14 protein-coding genes and 2 pseudogenes are annotated in these 19,269 nt (G+C 60.8%); 15 read left to right on the top strand and 1 reads right to left on the bottom strand.

Annotated features, from left to right (window positions below; translation table 11 throughout):
- Positions 1–16 precede the first annotated feature (16 nt).
- The 8 genes and pseudogenes from V6M63_RS24590 to V6M63_RS19660 form a co-directional block, all read left to right on the top strand.
- A pseudogene (locus V6M63_RS24590) lies at positions 17–301 on the top strand (hemagglutinin repeat-containing protein); the annotation flags it as partial.
- A 191-nt stretch (positions 302–492) separates the two neighbouring features.
- A pseudogene (locus tag V6M63_RS19690) lies at positions 493–747 on the top strand (hemagglutinin repeat-containing protein); the annotation flags it as partial.
- A 24-nt stretch (positions 748–771) separates the two neighbouring features.
- Positions 772–2,853, top strand: coding sequence for a DUF6862 domain-containing protein (locus tag V6M63_RS19685; protein ID WP_332744643.1), 2,082 nt, complete (start codon positions 772–774; stop codon positions 2,851–2,853).
- On the top strand, positions 2,850–3,365 hold the full coding sequence (locus V6M63_RS19680; RefSeq protein WP_332744638.1) for a hypothetical protein: 516 nt from the start codon (positions 2,850–2,852) through the stop codon (positions 3,363–3,365). Before V6M63_RS19685 ends, V6M63_RS19680 begins: the two co-directional genes overlap by 4 nt.
- 1,067 nt (positions 3,366–4,432) lie before the next feature.
- On the top strand, positions 4,433–4,792 hold the full coding sequence (locus tag V6M63_RS19675) for a hypothetical protein (protein ID WP_332744637.1): 360 nt from the start codon (positions 4,433–4,435) through the stop codon (positions 4,790–4,792).
- Positions 4,793–4,921: 129 nt separating this feature from the next.
- Positions 4,922–5,164, top strand: a complete 243-nt coding sequence (locus V6M63_RS19670; protein WP_332744636.1) for a hypothetical protein — start codon at positions 4,922–4,924, stop codon at positions 5,162–5,164.
- Positions 5,165–5,194: 30 nt separating this feature from the next.
- Positions 5,195–5,464, top strand: coding sequence for a hypothetical protein (locus tag V6M63_RS19665; protein WP_332744633.1), 270 nt, complete (start codon positions 5,195–5,197; stop codon positions 5,462–5,464).
- Between the two features lie 149 nt (positions 5,465–5,613).
- Positions 5,614–5,940, top strand: a complete 327-nt coding sequence (locus tag V6M63_RS19660; protein WP_332744632.1) for a hypothetical protein — start codon at positions 5,614–5,616, stop codon at positions 5,938–5,940.
- 21 nt (positions 5,941–5,961) lie between these two features.
- Here the strand turns inward: V6M63_RS19660 and V6M63_RS19655 are convergent, their stop codons facing one another.
- Positions 5,962–6,729 (bottom strand): CPBP family intramembrane glutamic endopeptidase, encoded by a 768-nt coding sequence (locus V6M63_RS19655; protein WP_332744630.1) that lies wholly within the window; start codon positions 6,727–6,729, stop codon positions 5,962–5,964.
- Between the two features lie 244 nt (positions 6,730–6,973).
- Between V6M63_RS19655 and V6M63_RS19650 the strand changes: the two genes are divergently transcribed.
- From V6M63_RS19650 to V6M63_RS19620, 7 genes are all read left to right on the top strand, one after another.
- On the top strand, positions 6,974–7,672 hold the full coding sequence (locus V6M63_RS19650) for a haloacid dehalogenase type II (protein WP_332744628.1): 699 nt from the start codon (positions 6,974–6,976) through the stop codon (positions 7,670–7,672).
- 47 nt (positions 7,673–7,719) lie between these two features.
- The gene (locus V6M63_RS19645; protein WP_332744626.1) at positions 7,720–9,930 is read left to right on the top strand and encodes a malate synthase G; all 2,211 of its coding nucleotides are present in this window, start codon (positions 7,720–7,722) and stop codon (positions 9,928–9,930) included.
- A 122-nt stretch (positions 9,931–10,052) separates the two neighbouring features.
- Positions 10,053–12,620 carry a type I restriction-modification system subunit M gene (locus V6M63_RS19640; RefSeq protein WP_332744624.1) on the top strand — a complete coding sequence of 856 codons (2,568 nt, stop codon included), beginning with the start codon at positions 10,053–10,055 and terminating at the stop codon, positions 12,618–12,620.
- Complete coding sequence (locus V6M63_RS19635) at positions 12,613–13,926, top strand: restriction endonuclease subunit S (protein ID WP_332744622.1); 1,314 nt, start codon at positions 12,613–12,615, stop codon at positions 13,924–13,926. Before V6M63_RS19640 ends, V6M63_RS19635 begins: the two co-directional genes overlap by 8 nt.
- The gene (locus tag V6M63_RS19630) at positions 13,923–14,405 is read left to right on the top strand and encodes a macro domain-containing protein (protein ID WP_332744620.1); all 483 of its coding nucleotides are present in this window, start codon (positions 13,923–13,925) and stop codon (positions 14,403–14,405) included. The genes V6M63_RS19635 and V6M63_RS19630 overlap by 4 nt, the downstream gene beginning before the upstream one ends.
- Entirely contained in the window at positions 14,402–15,952 is a 1,551-nt protein-coding gene (locus tag V6M63_RS19625; protein WP_332744618.1) for a Fic family protein, read from the top strand. Before V6M63_RS19630 ends, V6M63_RS19625 begins: the two co-directional genes overlap by 4 nt.
- The gene (locus tag V6M63_RS19620) at positions 15,949–19,212 is read left to right on the top strand and encodes a type I restriction endonuclease subunit R (protein WP_332744616.1); all 3,264 of its coding nucleotides are present in this window, start codon (positions 15,949–15,951) and stop codon (positions 19,210–19,212) included. The genes V6M63_RS19625 and V6M63_RS19620 overlap by 4 nt, the downstream gene beginning before the upstream one ends.
- Positions 19,213–19,269: the final 57 nt, after the last annotated feature.

Raw genomic sequence — 19,269 nt, 5'->3', positions numbered from 1 at the left:
CTCGGGCCCGGCCGGCGTGCTGCTGGCCAGCGCGGGGCGCGATGTGCACCTGACGGCGGCAGCGCTGCAGGCCGACAGCATCCAGGTGGACGCCGGGCGCGATCTGAATCTGGCCACCGTCAACACCGCCCGACACCTGGACGCCACGCGCGATGCCCGCAACTTCGCGCGCGTGCAGCAAAGCGCAGAAGTCGGCACCCGGATCCAGGGCACAAGCATCACCCTGCAGGCCGGGCAGGACATCAGCGCACGCGCGGCCAGCGTGCAGGCTCAGGGCGCATTGGCGGTGCAGGCCGAGCGCGACATCGCGTTGACCGCTGGTGAATCGAGTTACCAGATCGACCACGGGGTTCACGCCAAGAGCAGTGGCCTGCTCGGCTCCTCCAGCCTTGAGACCCGCACCCACAACAGTCGAACGGATGCCGTGGGCACCGCGCCGCCACCCAGACCACCCGTGAGACGAACAGCCAGAGCAGCAAAAACGGCAGCGTCGGTATTGGTTTCAACCTGGGCGGGACGCAGACCGGCATCAGCTTCAACGCCGGCGCCAGCAGAAGCAAGGGTCAGGGCACGGGCGAAGAGACCATCCATGCCAGCACCCGAGTTCAGGCCGGGCAGCGGGTGGAGCTTGAATCAGGCGCGGACACCACGCTGCGCGGCGCCGTGGTGGCTGCACCCACGGTACAGGCGCGCATCGGCGGCGACCTGCTCATCGAAAGCCTGCAGGACCGCGCCACCTACAGCGAGCAAAACGAGAGCGCCAGCGCCGGCGTGAGCCTGTGCATCCCGCCCCTGTGCTACGGCGCCTCCAGCATCAGCGGCGGTGTGGGCAAGACCAAGATCGACAGCAGCTATGCCAGCGTGAGGGAACAAAGCGTTATCCGCGCAGGCGACGGCGGATTTGACGTGAGCACCCAGGGCAAGACCACGCTGGTGGGCGGCGCGATCACCAGCACGCAGGCGGCGGTGGATGCCGGTGCCAACCGGTTCGACAGCCGGGGCGGCAGCGAACTCTTCGACATTCAGAACCACGCCGTGTACGAGGCCGATGGCTACTCGGTCAACGTCGCCCTCAGCGCCAAGGTGGGTGACCAGAGCACGGCCAGGACTGCGGAAGAAAAGAAGTCAGCCGCGGCGCCCACAGGCCCAGGAGGCAGTGCGGGTATTGGCTCGGACAAGGGTTCAGCTTCGTCGGTCACAGCATCGGCGATCTCGGGCATCGCGGGAGACCAAGGCGCGCGAACGGGAGATGCCGAGCGCGGCATCGCGCCGATCTTCAACAGGGAACGCGTCAAGGATGAAGTCAACGCGCAGATCGCCATCACGGCCGAGTTCGGCAAGCAAGCCAGCAAGGCTGTTGGCGACTACGCCACCACCCAACTGAAACAGGCTGGCGATTTACGCGAGCAGGCCAACGGCGAATCCGATCCGGACAGAAGGACCGAGCTGATCGCTCAGGCCGAGCAGCTGGAAGCGAACTGGGGCGACAGCGGCACCCTTCGTTTGCTGGCTCACACCACCATCGGCGCCTTGACGGGCGGCGCGGCGGGTGCAACCGGCGCAGCCGCCGGCACGCTCACTGCGCCCGCGGTGGCCAATGCACTGCAAGAGGCAGGCATTGAAGGCCCCTTGAAGGATGTGATCACGGCCGCAGCGAGCACCGCCTTGGGTGCCGGCGCTGGAGGCATCTCAGGCGCTACCACAGCATTTAACGAGGTACAGAACAACTTTCTGACGCACGCTGAAGCCAGTAGACGTCTGAAATTGCAAGGTGATCTGCTCGCATGCAACGACGCAGCCTGCCGTCAGCAAATGCAGGCCGAGATCAATCATCTCAATCGGCTCGATGTCTGGCGCGACCAGCAAATCGATCAAGCGTGCCAAAGCCCCGCAAGCGCCGCCTGCCAGAGCTGGACTGCGGCAATCCAGTTCGCATCAAAGAGCTACACGGGCCAGTTCGGCAATCTGGTCGATACGGCAGAACGTGCAAGCGTTCAAAGCCAGGCATTCAAGTACCAGCAGGCGGTAGACAACCCCTTCCTCCACGGCGCGGGCAAGGGTCTGCTCAAAATCTCGCCCCCAGGGATGCTGGTGGGTGCTGTCGGCGGCATTGCAATGACCGTACAAGCCATTGCAGAGAACGGCTTGGCTCAGACGCTGATCGACAACGTCAACGCCATCGCCAACCTGCCAGCAGACCTCAACGCCAGACTCAACAGCCCGGACCCGAGTGTCAGAGGCGAGGCATTGGTGGACTTGATCACGCTGGGCAGCGGGATGACAGCCGTAACGACTGGCGGAGTGAAGGTCACGATCGATGCTGTCAAGCGAGCGCAGGTGACCAAGGCTGTTGCCGAGGCTGAAGCCAAAGCGAAAGACCAAGCCAGGATAGACAACAACTTTTGGGCGGAGGGTGCCTCGAGCTCACCCGTTGGGCTACAAACGTCTGCAGGAGTCATTCCGGCCAATCCGCACAAAACGACCACGGTGCTGGGTCGGTGGCAAACCGACATGAAAAGCGTCATCAATGGCCAGTTGCACGCGCCTAAATCCGAAGATTTTGGCGCACGACCGGGTGGCTTCAACGTTCTCAACGTTAGCAAAGAGGTGGAGAAAGCCGCGGATGGTCAATTCTTTGAAAAAATCAATCGGCCATTCTTGGATGAAGCTATTAACCGCGGAGACGATATTGCACTGGCAAGCATCCCGTTCCACAGAAGTGATGTAATTACCTCTTCGGGGCAGCTGAAAGGAATGTATGCGCGAGAACTCGATCATCTCATCCGCAATAACTACAAGCCGAGCAACATAAGCAATCAACAGTGGGCAAACCTGAAGGAGTGGCTTAAATGATATCAAGCAAGAATGTTCTTCAAATCAAAGACTTGTCATTCGTCGTGGAGTTCCTCGAGAAACACAAATTTAATGCAGAATTGCTAGAAGATGAAGAGGACTACTCCTTACTCATTTTTCGCTCCCCGCTATGCATTGAAGTAATTGACGGCTTGAATGAAAACTGTCTTCAGATCATATTCGGCGACACCGCAGCCTCTCTCATAATGCACGATGGATCGGTGATGCACATTTCCTTCACGCTTGGCTGGCAATCCATTGAAGCAGTCCGTAATACACAGTTTTCGGAGAATGAAGGAAGTGCTGTATTTTTGTCATCGGGAACAGAGAAAATACATAATTTGTACTTTTTCTTGAAGGCGTTGGACATGCTGCTTCCAATACTTGGATCAAACGGAATCAAATCCATCAAAGATAGAGCAATTTTCGAATCGTTGGACCCTTCCACTTTAGTGCATCCAATGCCACACGAAATGAGGCAAAGATACTTAAAATGCATGGCAAACAAATAGCCTCCATACAAACATCCCTTCCGAACACCGGGATCGCTCAAAATTACCAACCAATCTTCGAGAAAATTATTCGATTACTCAAAGAGAACAATCTTGCCATTGCATCTCAACATGCAGATGATCTCATTGCCGAGTGGCAACTAGAAAATGACTGGCTCCTCACAATGGAATGCGAAAGATATTCGTCCAATGCCATAACACTTTCAGTCATGAACCCTAAAATAGGACCCCCGTCAAGGGTATGCACTATGGATTCTAATGAAGGCCGCATCCAATTTAACTGACAAAGATTACGGCAAGCCAAGCATCGCGAACCAAATAGGCTTTCTTACAAATGAAATGGATTCAATATTTAGTAACAGCCAGCCATATGAGCTCGAATACAACAGACTGAACAATGCAATCTGAATTAAAAAGGCAGCTCGACATCGCCTCACCAACAAATGATTGCACAAGCCACTACTTAGCCTATTACTTGGACTGAAGACAAAAATCATACCGCCACATTTACCAGCGAATGGATTTTGGAGCTCAAGTTCTGTTTAACTCTGCAAGCGAACTTGAGAGCGCAACTCTCAAACGACGCCGATCGATGTTATCGATGAACACCCAGTTTCATAGTACATGTCATCGGTGCAGACTGAAGACGACTATCAACGAACTGAACAACCTGGAGGATCCTATCGTGCAGTTAAAAAATGACATCAATGGACGAAACGGGTTACGGCAAACAATTCTGAAGCACTATGAAAAACAGAGCACGCCTGTAACGATATTCTGGGAATCAGAGGAGCAAGGGCTCTTCACTGTCCACTTTTTGATTGACAGGAAACATGTTGCACGTTATGGAATAGGCGAAGACAGGTCCTCCTCAATTGGGGGAGTACAGTTCGCAATTGGCCCACATTACTTTTCACCAGAAAACTTCTGCACCCATGAGCAGAGTCAGAAGTTTTCAACGGATGCAAGCGATGATGCGGTTAGAAAAAATTTGCATTTGCTTGACGAGTTTTTGCGAAGCAGAAAAAATCTGACTTTCTAAAACAAATATATTGGAGCAATAAACCATGATGATCAAGAATGATATTGACGGAAGAGATCTTCTAAGAAAAACAATCACTTTATTCTACGAAGTCAACGGAGGCAGGCCTCTCTATTGCTTCAGAGTTGATAAAAAAGGTGAGCTTGATTGGCATGAAGAGCACTGCCTTTTGGATAGAAAGCATATATTTAGCTACAGCATTGGAAGCGATAGAGGCATCGCCATTGGGGGAATCGCCTTGGCTATTGGCCCGCACTACTTCACCCCTGCAATCTTCTGGGACTATGAGAACTCAACACGATTCAGCATTGAATCAAGCACAGAGGCTGTCGAGAAAAATCTGCGCTTGCTCGATGAATTTTTAGGCTATCGAGCGAAAGCATAGCGAGCACATGAGCAGTCTTGCGCAGATGCGGCAACTTCAATTGTTCAATCTAGACGCAGCCAGCGCGTTATTCACTGGTACGGCGGCCAATCCGCCTAATCACAACACCTGCTTGAGCGATCGTTCTCAATGATCACCAAATCCACACCATGGTCCATTACTTGGATCGAAGACAGCAAACATACGATCTCCTTTGAAGGAGAATGGACTCTGGAGTCAAAGTTCTATTTGACTCTGCCAACGAGTACATGCTGGGACAACTCAACCACTCCAATTGCAGAATATCAGTTGCAAGATTTGCTGCAGCGGCTCAGGCGTGCAGCTTCCGATCGCGGCTGGATCATTATTATCGACGGGCCGCTGGCTTTATAGCACTCACCAATAAATTGACAGTGGCCAGATGTGAATGAAATTGCCAACATCAAATTTTTGATTGTCGAAGGCACTTTGAACGGCAACCAGCTTAGGCACTTGGAAATGGCCTATGACGAGCACTCCAGTTCCGCAATGAATTGGTTGACTTCAGCGTTAAGGTTGATGAAGGAAAGATTGAGAAGTAATGCCTCAATCACAATTTCGTCAGACGACAAAACAATCGTCATGAAGACGCCGGAGCAGTTGGTCCAATGGATCATTGAGCGCTTTCCTGAAGCACGTCGCGATCTGCAATAGGTCAAACAGTTCCGCATCATGCCCAGCTCAAAGCCCGCAGTGCATCTGATGCTGGTTGATTCTTGGACCAACGACGCCATCGCCAACGACATGTGCATCCGTCTGCGACGCACTCCACCCCATCCCAAGCCCCCATCAAGGAGAAACTCATGACCGATTCAATCAATGCGGACGCCGCGTGCAAGCGCGAACTTGAGCACCTTCGCAAGCTGTGCTTCCTTCCCGCTCTGTGCATGCTCGGGCTGGTTTTTACCCCCGCAAGCAGTCCATGGCTCGTGGTTGTGCTTTGGCTCGTTGCCCTGTGCCTTCAAGTGGTGTGCTGTGGTCTGATTTGGCGAACGGCGTCCCGTCTGCAACGTTCTGGCTGGATGTGGGCCATCCTCGCGATGGGATTTGGGCCGCTGGGACCGCTAATTGCGTTCGTCCGCCTCGATTCGCTCGCAGAAACCACGTCTGAACCTGTTCGGAAGTGGTGAGGGCATTTTTGGGGCTGGACATCAGGGCGCGCTGGCGTCATCGCGACGTGAGGCACGGCTCGGTCGCAGGAGACGCAGAAGCATCGCCATACTGGCGGTAGCGGCCATACCTGCAAGCACCCACTCTTCGGCGTTCGCCCCGAAAGCGACGTCTCCGGCGCGTGCTGTAGCGCTCGACACAGTTGCCGCGGCGTTGTAAAGCCCATGCAATGCAATGCATGGAATCAGCGAGCGCGTTCTCTCGTAGAGCCAACCCAACAACACGCCAATCATGGAGGCCACGACGAACTGGTAGACGTTCATGTGAGCGAAGCCGAAGATCAGGGCCGAGCTCCATATGGCTGCCCAGCGCGGATACTGAAGCAGAAATGCACGAAGAATGATGCCGCGAAAGAGCATCTCTTCCAGCACCGGGGCCAGCAAGCAGGTGGCCACGATGGCGGGAAGGCTGCCACTCATCATGCGATCGAACGCCTGTTCCTCCCAGCGTGACAAAGGCAAAAGGCTCTCCAACAACTCCGTCGTTGCCCCGGCGATCAGCAGCAGCGCCGGCATGAGCAAGGCCACCAGAGGAACGATGAGCACCGCCGTGGATGCGATCGAGGATGAAGAGGGGTGGAGAAGATCGCGGTACGACATGTCCTTTGCATGCATGAGCACAACGAAGATCACTGCATTTCCCAGCAGCATCACGAACGCATCACGTTCGTCTGGGGCAATGCCAAGCACATGGCGCGAGTCATGGATCGCAGCGCTGACCAAATACTCCACCAGCAACAAGGCCAGCACGAGGAGGAACGCCTGCGAGGCAGTGGGGAAACGATCTTCTTTCAGAAGAGGCCTCGGTAAAGGGCAAGAGAAACGCTGGAGCAACCGAAAGGCGGTTGGGACTCAGCATATTGTTACAACAAGCTGAGCGCGCCTCGGCAACGCTCAGCGGCGCGGATCTGACATGCATTACCCACATCCAAGTCATAGATAACTCTCAAATATTGAAATCAATGGCAATGTGGGTATGGAATAAAGTCTCCTTATGCAAAAACCCCGCGCAGTCCTCTTCGACGCCTACGGCACGCTCTTCGACGTCTACAGCGTGGGCCTGCTCGCCGAGCAGCTGTTCCCCGGCCAGGGCGCTCGCCTGGCCACGCTGTGGCGCGACAAGCAGATCGAATACACCCGGCTGGTGACCACCAGCAACCACGGCGCGCACTACCAGCCGTTCTGGACGCTCACGCAGAACGCACTGGCCTACGCCATCAAGACCATCGCGCCCGAGGCGCGCAGCGACTGGCCCGCTTTCGAAGAGCGCGCAGCGCGGCTCATGAACCAATACCGCCACCTCTCCGCCTTTCCGGAAAACCGGGAGGTGTTGCAGGCGCTTCGCGATCGGGGTGTGGTCACCGGCATCCTGTCCAACGGCGACCCCGAGATGTTGGGCATTGCGGTGCGCAGTGCCGGGCTGGAAGGCCTGCTCGACCACGTGATCAGCGTGGACCCGATCCGCAAATACAAGACCCACCCCGACGCCTACGCGCTGGGCGAGCAGGCCACCGGTTTGCCACGAGCGCAGATCGCCTTTGTGAGCAGCAATGCCTGGGACGCGCTGGCCGCCACCTGGTTTGGCTACCAGACACTGTGGGTGAACCGCATGAACCTGCCGTTCGAGGAGCTGGGCACCCAGCCCCGCCACCAGGGAAACAACCTGCGCGATGTGCTGGCGCTGTTCGACTGATTCCTTTTTTCTTTCTCTTTCACTGACTCACTTCTGCGGGAGCACCCATGACACAACGCACTTCCATCCACGGCCTTCAAGTCGCCACCGTCCTGGCCGACTTCATCAACCAGAAAGTCTTGCCCGGCACCGGCGTGAGCGAGTCCGCCTTCTGGGCGGGCTTTGACGCCATCGTGGCCGACCTGGCCCCCAAGAACGCCGCGCTGCTCGCCGAGCGCGACCGCCTGCAGACCGAGCTGGACACCTGGCACGCGGCCCACCCCGGCCCGATCGCCGACATGGCGGCTTACCGCTCTTTCCTGGAAGGCATTGGCTACCTCGTGCCGCAGCCCAAGAAGGTGAAGGCCACCACGAAGAACGTGGACGACGAGCTGGCGGTGCAGGCCGGACCACAGCTGGTGGTGCCGATCCTGAATGCGCGCTATGCGCTGAACGCGGCCAACGCGCGCTGGGGCTCGCTGTACGACGCGCTCTACGGCACCGACGTGATCTCGGAAGACAAGGGTTGCGAGAAAGTCGGCAAGAAGGGTGGCTACAACCCCAAGCGCGGCGCCAAGGTCATTGAATACGCGCGCCATGTGCTGGACCGCACCGCGCCGCTGAAGAAGGGCTCGCACGTGGGCTCCACCGGCTACAAGATCAACAAGGACGGTGAGCTGGTGGTGGGTCTGGCCGACGGCGGCACCAGCAAGCTGGCCGACAAGTCGCAGCTGGTGGGCTACCAGGGTGAAGCCAAGACACCCAGCTCGGTGCTGCTCAAGCACAACGGCCTGCACCTCGACATTCAGATCGACCGCAACACGCCCATCGGCAAGACGGACGCGGCCGGCGTGAGCGACCTGGTGCTGGAGGCCGCGCTCTCCACCATCCTCGACCTCGAAGACTCCATTGCCGCGGTGGACGCTGAAGACAAGGTGCTGGCCTACAGCAACTGGCTCGGCATCCTGCAGGCCACGCTGACCGAGTCGGTGAGCAAGGGCGGCACCACGTTCACGCGTGGGCTCAACGCCGACCGCGAATACACCGCGCCCAACGGCAAGAAGAGCGCGGTGCGCCTGCATGGCCGCTCGCTCATGTTCCTGCGCAACGTGGGCCACCTCATGACCAACCCGGCCATCCTCTGGGGCGCTGAAGGCCAAGAGATTCCCGAAGGCATCATGGACGCGGTGGTCACCACCACCATCGCCCTGCACGACCTCAAGCGCACGAAGAAAGACGCCATCCGCAACTCGCGCAAGGGCTCGGTCTACATCGTCAAGCCCAAGATGCACGGCCCGGCCGAGGTGGCGTTTGCCGCCGAACTCTTCGGCCGCGTAGAAAAGCTGCTCGGCCTGCCCGAGAGCACGGTGAAGCTCGGCATCATGGACGAGGAGCGCCGCACGTCTGTGAACCTCAAGGCCTGCATTGCCGCGGCCTCCAGCCGCGTGGCCTTCATCAACACCGGATTCCTGGACCGCACCGGCGACGAGATGCACAGCGCCATGCTGGCCGGCCCCATGGTGCGCAAGGGCGACATGAAGACCAGCGCCTGGATCCAGAGCTACGAGCGCAACAACGTGCTGGTGGGCCTCTCGTGCGGCCTGCGCGGCAAGGCGCAGATCGGCAAAGGCATGTGGGCCATGCCCGACCTGATGGCCGAGATGCTCAAGCAGAAGATCGGCCACCCCAAGGCCGGCGCCAACACCGCCTGGGTGCCCAGCCCCACCGGCGCCACGCTGCACAGCCTGCACTACCACCAGGTGCTGGTGAGCGACGTGCAGAAAGAGCTGGAGAAGATCGACGCCAACAAGGAACGCGACGTGCTGCTCACCGGCCTGCTCACCATCCCCGTGACGGCCACGCCCACCTGGAGCGAGGCCGAGAAACAGCAGGAGCTGGACAACAACGTGCAGGGCATCCTGGGCTACGTGGTGCGCTGGGTCGACCAGGGCGTGGGCTGCTCCAAGGTGCCCGACATCCACAACGTGGGCCTGATGGAAGACCGCGCCACGCTGCGCATCAGCAGCCAGCACATTGCCAACTGGCTGCACCACGGCGTGGTGACCGAAGCGCAGGTGACCAAGACCTTCGAGCGCATGGCCGCCGTGGTGGACGGCCAGAACGCGGGCGACCCGCTCTACAAGAAGATGGCCGGCAACTTCAAGACCAGCATGGCCTACCAGGCCGCGCTGGACCTGGTGTTCAAGGGCAAGGCACAGCCGAGTGGCTACACCGAGCCGCTGCTGCATGCGTGGCGCTTGAAGGTGAAGGCAGCCTGATCTCCGCATTCACATAAAGAGCGGCGCCTTCGGGCGCCGTTTTTCATGGCCCCTTTGGGTAACATGCAACCCACACGCCGGCCCGCCCCAGGCCGGCGTTTTCCTGTTCCCACAAAGCTCGCATGCCCCAAGCCAAACTCACGCTCGCCCGCCTCGAAAGCCTGTTGATGACCGCCTGCGACGCGCTGCGCGGCAACATGGACGCCAGCGAGTACAAGGAATACATCTTCGGCATCCTGTTCCTCAAGCGCGCCAGCGACCTGTTCGACCAGCGCCAGGCCGAGATTCGCAAAGAGGCCCAGGCCGCCCAGTTGCCCGAGGCCGACATCCTCCAGCTGCTCGAAGACGCCGACCAGTACTCCGGCAAATACTTTTTCGTGCCCAAGCGCGCCCGCTGGAACACGCCCTGGGCCGAATACGCGGTGGACAAACACGGCGCACTGCAGGCCACGCACCACCCGGCGCTCAAGCACGTCAAGGAAAACGTGGGCTCCATGCTCAACAAGGCGCTGGAGGCCCTGGAGGACGAAAACGCCGACGCCCTGCAGGACGTGCTCAAGGGCACCATCAACTTCAACCGCAAGATCGGCCAGACCACGCTGGACGACGACACCCTGGTCGACTTCATCCAGAACTTCGACAAGATTCCGCTGCGCGACGAAGACTTTGAATTCCCCGACTTGCTCGGCGCGGCCTACGAGTGGCTCATCAAATTCTTCGCCGACTCCGCCGGCAAGAAGGCCGGCGAGTTCTACACCCCGGCCGAGGTGGTGCGCATCTGCGTGGAAATCTGCGACCCGCGGGAAGGCATGAGCGTGTACGACCCGACGGTGGGTTCGGGCGGCATGCTCATCCAGGCGCGCGACTACCTGCGTGAATGCGGGGGCAATCCCGCGGAGCTCTCGCTCAACGGCCAGGAAAAGATGGGCACCACCTGGTCCATCTGCAAGATGAACATGCTGCTGCACGGCATTTCACACGCCGACATCCGCCAGCAAGACACCCTGCGCGAGCCGCAGCACAAGACCAACCAGAACGAGCTCAAACGCTTCGACCGCGTGCTCGCGAATCCTCCGTTCAGCCAGAACTACATCAAGAAAGACATGGTCTTCCCAGGCCGCTTTCCGGTGTGGATGCCCGAGAAAGGCAAGAAAGCCGACCTGATGTTCGTGCAGCACATGCTCGCCGTGCTCAAGGCCGACGGGCGGCTGGCCACCGTGATGCCGCACGGCGTGTTGTTCCGCGGTGGTGAAGAGCGCGAAGCCCGAAAACACTTCATCGACCATGGACAGCTCGAAGCCGTCATCGGCTTACCCAGCAATTTGTTCTATGGCACCGGCATCCCGGCCTGCATCCTGGTGCTCAACAAGGCCGGTGCTGCCCAGCGGCAGCAAGTGCTCTTCATCAATGCCGACCGCGAATACCGCGAAGGCAAGGCCCAGAACCATCTGCGCCCCGAAGACATCGACAAGATCGTGCACGCCTACCGTGCGGGCAAGAAGATCGACAACTACGCAGAGCTGGTCTCGGTGGCGGACATCAAGGCCGAGGACTACAACTGCAACATCCGCCGCTACGTGGACAACGCCCCGCCGCCCGAGCCACACGACGTGCGCGCCCACCTGCACGGCGGCGTGCCCGTGGCCGAAGTCGACGCCCTGGCCCACTTCTGGCGCAACTACGAAGGCCTGCGGGAAAGCTGTTTTTTGCAACGGGCAGAAGGAACCTACGCCGACTTGAGCCCCGCCCTGGCCGAACAACGCGCCATCGCCGAACTCGTCAAACAACACCCCGGCGTGCAGGCCCGGCAACAGGCCTTCATGCACGCGCTGCAAGCCTGGTGGCAGCAACACCTGCCGCTGGTGGAAGCCCTGGCGCCCGACCCCGCCAACCAGGCGGCCAAGCCCAACAACGTCTACGCCCTGCGCGCCACGCTGCTGGCCAGCATCGAGCGCAGCTTCACCGGCCCCGACGCGCAGCAAACCCTGCTCAGCCGCTTCCAGGTGCGCGGCGCGTTTGCCAACTACATGCAGCAGCTCGCGGCCGACTTCAAGTCCATCGCCGCCAGCGGCTGGGGCGCCGAGCTGATCCCGGACCAGGACATTCTGCAAAGCCAGTTTCCGCAGGTGCTGGCCGAGCTGGAACAGCAACACGCCCGCCTGGCCGAGCTGCAGGCCCTGTTCGCCGCCGCCAGCGAAGAAGACTTTGAAGACACAGACGACACCGGCGTGCTGCCCGCCGACGACGTGAAAGCCCTCAAGACCAGCCTGAAGGAAACCAAGGGTCAGCTCAAGCTCGCCAAACGCGACCCGGCTTTGGGCGACCCGGCGCAACTGCAGCGCGAGGCCGACCGCATCGAAGCGCAACTGACCCGCCACAAGCAGCTGGAAGACGAAGCCAAAGCCCTGAAAGTGCTGATCAAAAGCACCACGCTAAACCGCGACGCGCTGGTGGCCCAGGCCCGCGCAAAGATCGGCGCCGACGAGGCCCGCGTGATCATCGTGGAAAGCCTGGGCAAGGTGCTGCTGGAGAGCTACCAGCAATACCTGCGCGCCGACCAGCGCGCCTGCGTGGCCGCCATCGACAACCTGTGGCGCAAGTACGCGGTGACGGCGCGGCAGATCGAGGCTGAGCGGGACGCGGCGGCGGCGGAGCTGCAGCGGTTTTTGGGGGAGCTAGGGTATGCGTGATTGGACGACGCGCGCGCTCAGCGAACTGGCTGACATCCGGATCAGCAACGTCGACAAAAAGTCGGTTGCAGGGGAAAAGCCCGTACGTCTGTGCAACTACATGGACGCCTACTCGAACGACTACATCCGGTCAGACATTGAGTTCATGGAGGCAACCGCGAGCGCATCGGAGATTGCCCGTTTCTCTGTGACCGCTGGCGACGTTGTTCTCACAAAGGACTCCGAAACGCCCGATGACATCGGCATCCCTGCCGTCATCATGGATCAATTTGACGATGTCGTCTGTGGCTACCACCTTGCGCTGCTGAAGACCAAACAGGAGCTGGTTGATCCAGTTTTTCTCTGCAAACAGCTGGGTACGTCACGAGCTGCACAGTACTTCGGGCAACGTGCGACTGGCTCCACCCGATACGGGCTCCCGAACCGTGCTCTCGCCACTTTTCAAATTCCCGTTCCGCCGCTGGCTGTTCAGAGAACCATCGCCCGCGTTCTTCAAACCATCGACACCGCCATCGAAAAAACCGAAGCCCTGATCGCCAAGCACCAGCAGATCAAGGCCGGCCTGATGCACGACCTGTTCACCCGCGGCGCGCTGCCCAACGGCCAACTCCGCCCGCCCCGCAGCGAGGCGCCGGAGCTGTATCAGGAAACGGCGCTGGGGTGGATTCCGCGCGACTGGCAAGTTGTCGCGCTGCACGAATGCTTGAGCAGTTCTCCAAAGAATGGCTACTCCCCTCGTGAGAGCGACACGTGGGAAGGCTTTTACGTGCTCGGCTTGGGTTGTCTGACCAAGGATGGCTTCGAGGCCAGGCAACTGAAGAACGCACCGAAGGCGGCAGCAACGCTGCGCGAGGCCCAACTTGAAGTGGGCGACCTCTTGATCAGCCGAGCGAACACGCCAGAACTTGTTGGACTGTGCGGAGTGTTTCCAGGCCTCGATTCGCCCACGATCTATCCCGATCTGATGATGCGTCTTTCCTTGCGTCAAACCATGGATAAGCACTTTCTTGAAGCCCAACTTTTGCTCCCTGAGACGCGGAGCCGTTTGACTGCCTTGGCCGTTGGAACCTCAAGCAGCATGGCCAAACTCAACGCAACGTCAATAAACAAATTTCCGGTGCTTCTCCCTTCCGTAGAAGAACAGCGGTTGATCTTGAATCGATCACTGGTTGTCGTCGAAGTGATCCGGTCGGCCAAGGCAGCACTGGAAAAATTAACGCGCCAAAAACTCGGGCTCATGCAAGACCTGCTCACCGGCCGCGTCCCGGTGCCCGCCCCACCCGAACCCGCCGAGGCCGTCGCGTGATCAGCTACTGCCAGGGCGACCTGCTCGCCGCCGACGTGGACGCCCTCGTCAACGCGGTGAACACCGTGGGGGTGATGGGCAAGGGCATTGCGCAGGCGTTTAAGACCCGCTTCCCTGCCAACTACCAGGCCTACGCAGCGGCCTGCCAGCGCGGCGAGGTGGTTACGGGCCGCATGTTCGTGACCGAGACGCAGGCGCTTGTCGGGCCGCGCTGGATCGTCAACTTCCCGACCAAGCAGCACTGGCGCGACCCGTCGCGGCTGGAGTGGGTGCGCAGCGGCCTGCAGAACCTGCGGCGCTTTCTGCTGGCGGAAGGCGTGCCGTCGGTGGCGCTGCCCGCCCTTGGCGCCGGGCTGGGCGGCTTGAGCTGGCCCGCGGTGCGAGCCGAAATCGAGGCCGCGCGGCAGACTTGCCGGGGGACATTCGCGTGTACGAACCCTTGCGGGCTTAGCTGCCCCTCACCGCCCTCCTCGTCATGACGCAACACCTGCCGATCAACATTGCCGACCTGCTGCGCCAGCGCACGGTGGAGGGCGAGCGCATCGAATACAAGGCGGGCTGGAACCCGGACGCGATCATCCGCACGCTGTGCGCGTTTGCGAACGACTTCCAGAACCTGGGCGGCGGTTATGTGGTGATCGGGCAGGACTGCGATGCCAACGGCCAGCCGGTGTTTCCGCCGGTGGGTTTGAAGGACAACCAGCTCGACAAGATCCAGCGCGAGCTGCTGGCAGCTTGCCACACGATCCAGCCGCCTTACTTTCCGGTGCTGAGCGTGGAGGTCGTGGAGGAACGAAATCTGATCGTGCTGTGGGCACCGGGCGGGCAGAACCGGCCCTACAAGGCGCCGGAGCAGGTGACGGCCAAACACAAGGTGCTGCGACCGTACATCCGCCTGTACAGCAGCACGGTGGAGGCCAAAGGTGAGCAGGAACAGGAGTTGCAGAGCCTGGCGGCCAAGGTGCCGTTTGATGATCGCTTCAACCAGTTGGTGGGCTTGAACCAGCTGTCGCTGCCGCTGATGCAGGCCTTCCTGACCGAGGTGGGCAGCGCGCTGGCGGAACAGGCACCGGGGCTGTCGCTGGAGGCGCTGGGACGGCAGATGCAGGTGGTGGGCGGGCCGACCGAATCGCCCTGGCCCAAGAACGTGGGGCTGTTGTTTTTCAGCGAGCACCCTGAGAAGGTATTTCCCGGCGCGCGCATCGACGTGGTGGCGTTCCCGGAAGGGGCTGGCGGCGACCAGCTGATCGAGAAGTCCTTTGTGGGGCCGCTGTCGCGCATGGTGCGGGAGGCCTTGGGTTACATCCAGCGCAACCACCTGGCCGAGACGGTGACCAAACACCCGGACAGGGCCGAGGCCACACGTGCCTGGAACTTCCCGTTCGCGGCGGTGGAAGAAGCGCTGGTGAACGCGGTGTACCACCGCTCATACGAGGAGCACGAACCGATCGAGGTGCGCATTGCCCCGGACGAGCTGTCCATCCTGAGTTTTCCGGGGCCGGACCGCTCTATCCGGCTGGATGACTTGCGGCAGGGTCGCGCGGTGAGCCGGCGATACCGCAACCGGCGTATTGGCGAGTTCCTGAAAGAGCTGGACCTGACCGAGGGCCGCGCCACGGGCATTCCGAAGATATTGAAGGTGATGGCGGCCAACGGTTCGCCTCCGCCCGTGTTCGAAACGGACGAGGACCGACTGTCGTTCGTGGTGCGCCTGCCGGTGCACCCGGCGGCACGACCGCCCCAAGTAACCCCCCAAGTAACCCCCCAAGTCACCCCCCAAGTCACCCCGGAAGTCCGGCAGGTGGTGGAGGCCCTGACCCAGCCGCTGTCGCGTCAGGAACTGCAGCAGGCGCTGGGCCTGAAGGACACCAAGCACTTCCGCAAGGCTTACCTGCTGCCGGCTCTGGCTTCGGAGCTGGTGGAAATGACGCTGCCCGACAAACCGCAGAGCAGCAAGCAGGGCTACCGGCTCACGGCCTTGGGCCGTCAATGGCTGCAACAGCAGGCGCAGGAGGGCGACCGGTGAGTGAATACTCCGAAGTCGAACGCCCCTTCCTCGACCAGCTGGCAGCTCTTGGCTGGACGGTGATCGACCAGGGCGCGGGCGTGCCGCAGCACGCGGCGCCCAGCCTGCGCCAGCACTTTCGCCAGACGCTGCTGCCCGGGGTGTTTGACGAAGCGGTGCGCGCCATCAACCGCGCGGCCGACGGCCAGGCCTGGCTGACCGACCGGCAGCTGGACGAGCTGCGCACGCAGCTCACGCGCCACCCCAACCGCACGCTGCTGGAGGCCAACGAGGCGGTGCAGGCGCTGCTGTTCAAGGCGCAGGCCGACCGCAACGAGCTGACCGGCGAGGCCGACCCGGTGGTGCGGCTGATCGACTTCCACACCCCGGAGAACAACCGCTTTCACGCGATCAACCAGTTCCGGGTGGACACGCCGGGCTGTGTGAAGCCGCTCATCGTCCCGGACATCGTGCTGTTCGTGAACGGCATTCCGCTGGTGGTGGTGGAGTGCAAGAAGGGTTCGGAGACCTGCGCTAACCCGATGCAGGAAGCTTTTGTGCAACTGCAGCGCTACATGCGCCGCCGAGCCGCGACAGAGGCAGCGGGATTGAAGGAAGGCGAGCCACGCCTGTTCCACAGCAACCTGATGGTGGTGCGCAGCAGCGGCACGCTGGCGGACTACGGCACGGTCACCTCGGAAGAAGAACACTTCTACGGCTGGAAGACGCTGTACCCGCAGGACGATGCGGCGCTGTCAGGCATGAACGCGCAGCAGCAGCTGGTGGCGGGCATGCTGACGAAGGGCAACCTGCTGCAGATCTTGCGCACCAGCGCGGTGTGCATGGACACGGACGGTGGCCCGCGCGTGAAGGTGGTGTGCCGCTACCAGCAGTTTCGCGCGGCCAACAAGGTGGTGGAGCGGCTGCGCAGCGGCCAGACGACCATGGAGCGCAGCGGTGTGGTGTGGCACACGCAGGGCTCGGGCAAGTCGCTGACCATGGTGTTTCTGGCGCGCATGCTGCGCGCCAGCCGCGACCTGAGCGACCACAAGATCGTGCTGGTGAACGACCGCACCGACCTGGAAGACCAGCTAGCCGACACTGCCACGCTGATCGGCGGCAAGGTGAACGTGATCGAGAGCCGCATGGACTTGCGTCACCACTTGGCCAGCGACAGCTCGGACATCAACATGGTGATGGTGCACAAGTTCCAGGAGCACAAGCAGGCCCTGAGCAACACGGTGGCCGAGGCACTGGGCACCTACCTGGCGATGCCGGCGGGCAAGACCTTTGGCGTGGTGAACACGTCCAGCCGCATCGTACTGATGATCGACGAGGCGCACCGCACGCAAAGCTCGGACCTGGGCGACAACCTGTTCGAGGCCTTCCCCAACGCCACGCGCATCGCCTTCACCGGCACGCCGCTGATCACCGAGCGTCATGGCGAGAAGAAGACGCACAAGCGCTTTGGCGAGCTGATCGACGTGTACCGGATCATGGATTCGGTGAACGACGGCGCGACGCTGCAGATCCTCTACGAAGGCAAGACGGCGGACACCGCACTGAACGAGAAGCACGAATTCGACACCGCGTTCGAGGACCTGTTTCGCGAGCGCAGCGAGGCGGAGCTGCTTGCGATCAGGAAAAAGTACGGCGCGACGGGCGACATCCTGGAAGCGAAGAACCGCATCGACGCGATTGCGCGCGACATCGTGCGGCACTATGTGGACAACATCCTGCCCAACGGCTTCAAGGCGCAGGTGGTGTGCCACTCGAAGCTGGCGTGCATTCGGTACCAGGCGGGCATAGCGGCGGCTCTGGCCGAACGCCTTGCGACGGAACGCGCCAAGGCCACGCCCGATACGGAGCTGATCGACCGGCTGACGTTTCTGAAAACGGCGGTGGTGATTTCGTCGGACGGCACGAACGAGGCGGCCTTCATCACCCAGGCGCGCAAGCAGGCGGCGCAGATGAACGCGGTGGACAACTTCTGTCGCAGCTTCGACCAAGAGGACCCCGACAAGGCGAACACCGGCATTGCCTTCCTGATCGTGTGCGACATGCTGCTGACGGGTTTTGACGCGCCGATCGAGCAGGTGATGTACATCGACAAGAAGCTGCGCGAGCACACGCTGCTGCAGGCCATTGCCCGCACCAACCGAGTGAAAAGGGGCAAGCAGCGCGGCTACATCGTGGACTACATCGGCCTGGCCAACCACCTGACCGAAGCACTGAGCTTGTACGCCGCCGCCGACGAGCTGCAGGAACTGCGGGACGGGATGAAGAGCATCGCGTCCGAACTGCCGGTGCTGGAGGAACGCTACCAGCGCCTGCTGCAGCACTTTGACGCGCTGGGCGTGAAGCACTTCAAGGCCTTCGTGACCGGCGCCCTGCCCAGCCTGGACGCCGACGCAGCGGTGGTTCATGAAGCGGTGAAAGCGCTGAAGGACGAGAAGCAACGCGCCGATTTCGAGGTGTACCTGAAGAAATTTTTGATGAGTCTCGACATCGTGCTGCCGCGGCCCGAAGCGCAGCCCTACCGGGTGCCGGCGCGGCGCATGGGCTATGTGCTGCAGGTGGCCAAAGAGCGCTACAAGGACGAGAGCCTGGACCTGGGCAATGCGGGCGAGAAGGTGAAGGCGCTGATCAACGAGCACCTGATCAGCCTGGGCATCAACCCCAAGGTGGAACCGGTAGAGTTGCTGGCTGAAGACTTCATGGCCCAGCTGGCTGCCCACGCAGGCGGCAACAACGAAGCCAAGGCCAGCGAGATGGAGCACGCCATCCGCAAGCACTGCACTGTGCACCACGACGAGGACCCGGCGTTCTACAGAAGCCTGTCGGCCAAGGTGGACGCGCTGATCGAGCAGCACCAGGACCAGTGGGACCTGCTGGCCGAGAAGCTGGCGGAGCTGCGCGGCGAAGCCGTGGCCGGGCGCCAGAAGGGCGAGGAGGGCCTGAGCCGAGAAGCGACCACGTTTTACGAACACATTGCCCAGGTGGGTTTTGCCAGCGGCGCGGTGGATGAGGCCGACAAACCCCGCTTCAAGACGCTGATGGAGGCGGTGGTGGAACTGCTGCAGGAGACGATCGGCAGCATCGACTTCTGGCAGAACCCCGACAAGCAGAAACGCCTGCGCGGGCTGATCAAGACCGCGATTACGAAGACCGGGCTTGAGGAACTGAAAACCAACCGCGAGCGGGTGGCGGTGGAGATCATGCGGCTGGCCAGGAACCGGCACGACGAGCTGATACGCGCCGGCCGAGAGGGAGACACCTGATGCAACAGCGACAGGTCAAGGACATCCGGTACCGCTTGCTGCCTGGCGCGGAGCGAC

It is taken from the genome of Hydrogenophaga sp., from assembly GCF_036675665.1.
GTDB lineage: Bacteria > Pseudomonadota > Gammaproteobacteria > Burkholderiales > Burkholderiaceae_C > Hydrogenophaga.
This window is presented reverse-complemented; position numbering and strand designations above follow the sequence as displayed.

Bases quoted from the DNA above. Each gene is read 5' to 3' on its own strand.
- V6M63_RS19640 (WP_332744624.1), top strand. From the start codon at position 10,053: ATGCCCCAAGCCAAACTCACGCTCGCCCGCCTCGAAAGCCTGTTGATG.
- V6M63_RS19650 (WP_332744628.1), top strand. From the start codon at position 6,974: ATGCAAAAACCCCGCGCAGTCCTCTTCGACGCCTACGGCACGCTCTTC.
- V6M63_RS19670 (WP_332744636.1), top strand. From the start codon at position 4,922: ATGATCACCAAATCCACACCATGGTCCATTACTTGGATCGAAGACAGC.
- V6M63_RS19680 (WP_332744638.1), top strand. From the start codon at position 2,850: ATGATATCAAGCAAGAATGTTCTTCAAATCAAAGACTTGTCATTCGTC.
- V6M63_RS19625 (WP_332744618.1), top strand. From the start codon at position 14,402: ATGACGCAACACCTGCCGATCAACATTGCCGACCTGCTGCGCCAGCGC.
- V6M63_RS19675 (WP_332744637.1), top strand. From the start codon at position 4,433: ATGATGATCAAGAATGATATTGACGGAAGAGATCTTCTAAGAAAAACA.
- V6M63_RS19660 (WP_332744632.1), top strand. From the start codon at position 5,614: ATGACCGATTCAATCAATGCGGACGCCGCGTGCAAGCGCGAACTTGAG.
- V6M63_RS19635 (WP_332744622.1), top strand. From the start codon at position 12,613: ATGCGTGATTGGACGACGCGCGCGCTCAGCGAACTGGCTGACATCCGG.
- V6M63_RS19645 (WP_332744626.1), top strand. From the start codon at position 7,720: ATGACACAACGCACTTCCATCCACGGCCTTCAAGTCGCCACCGTCCTG.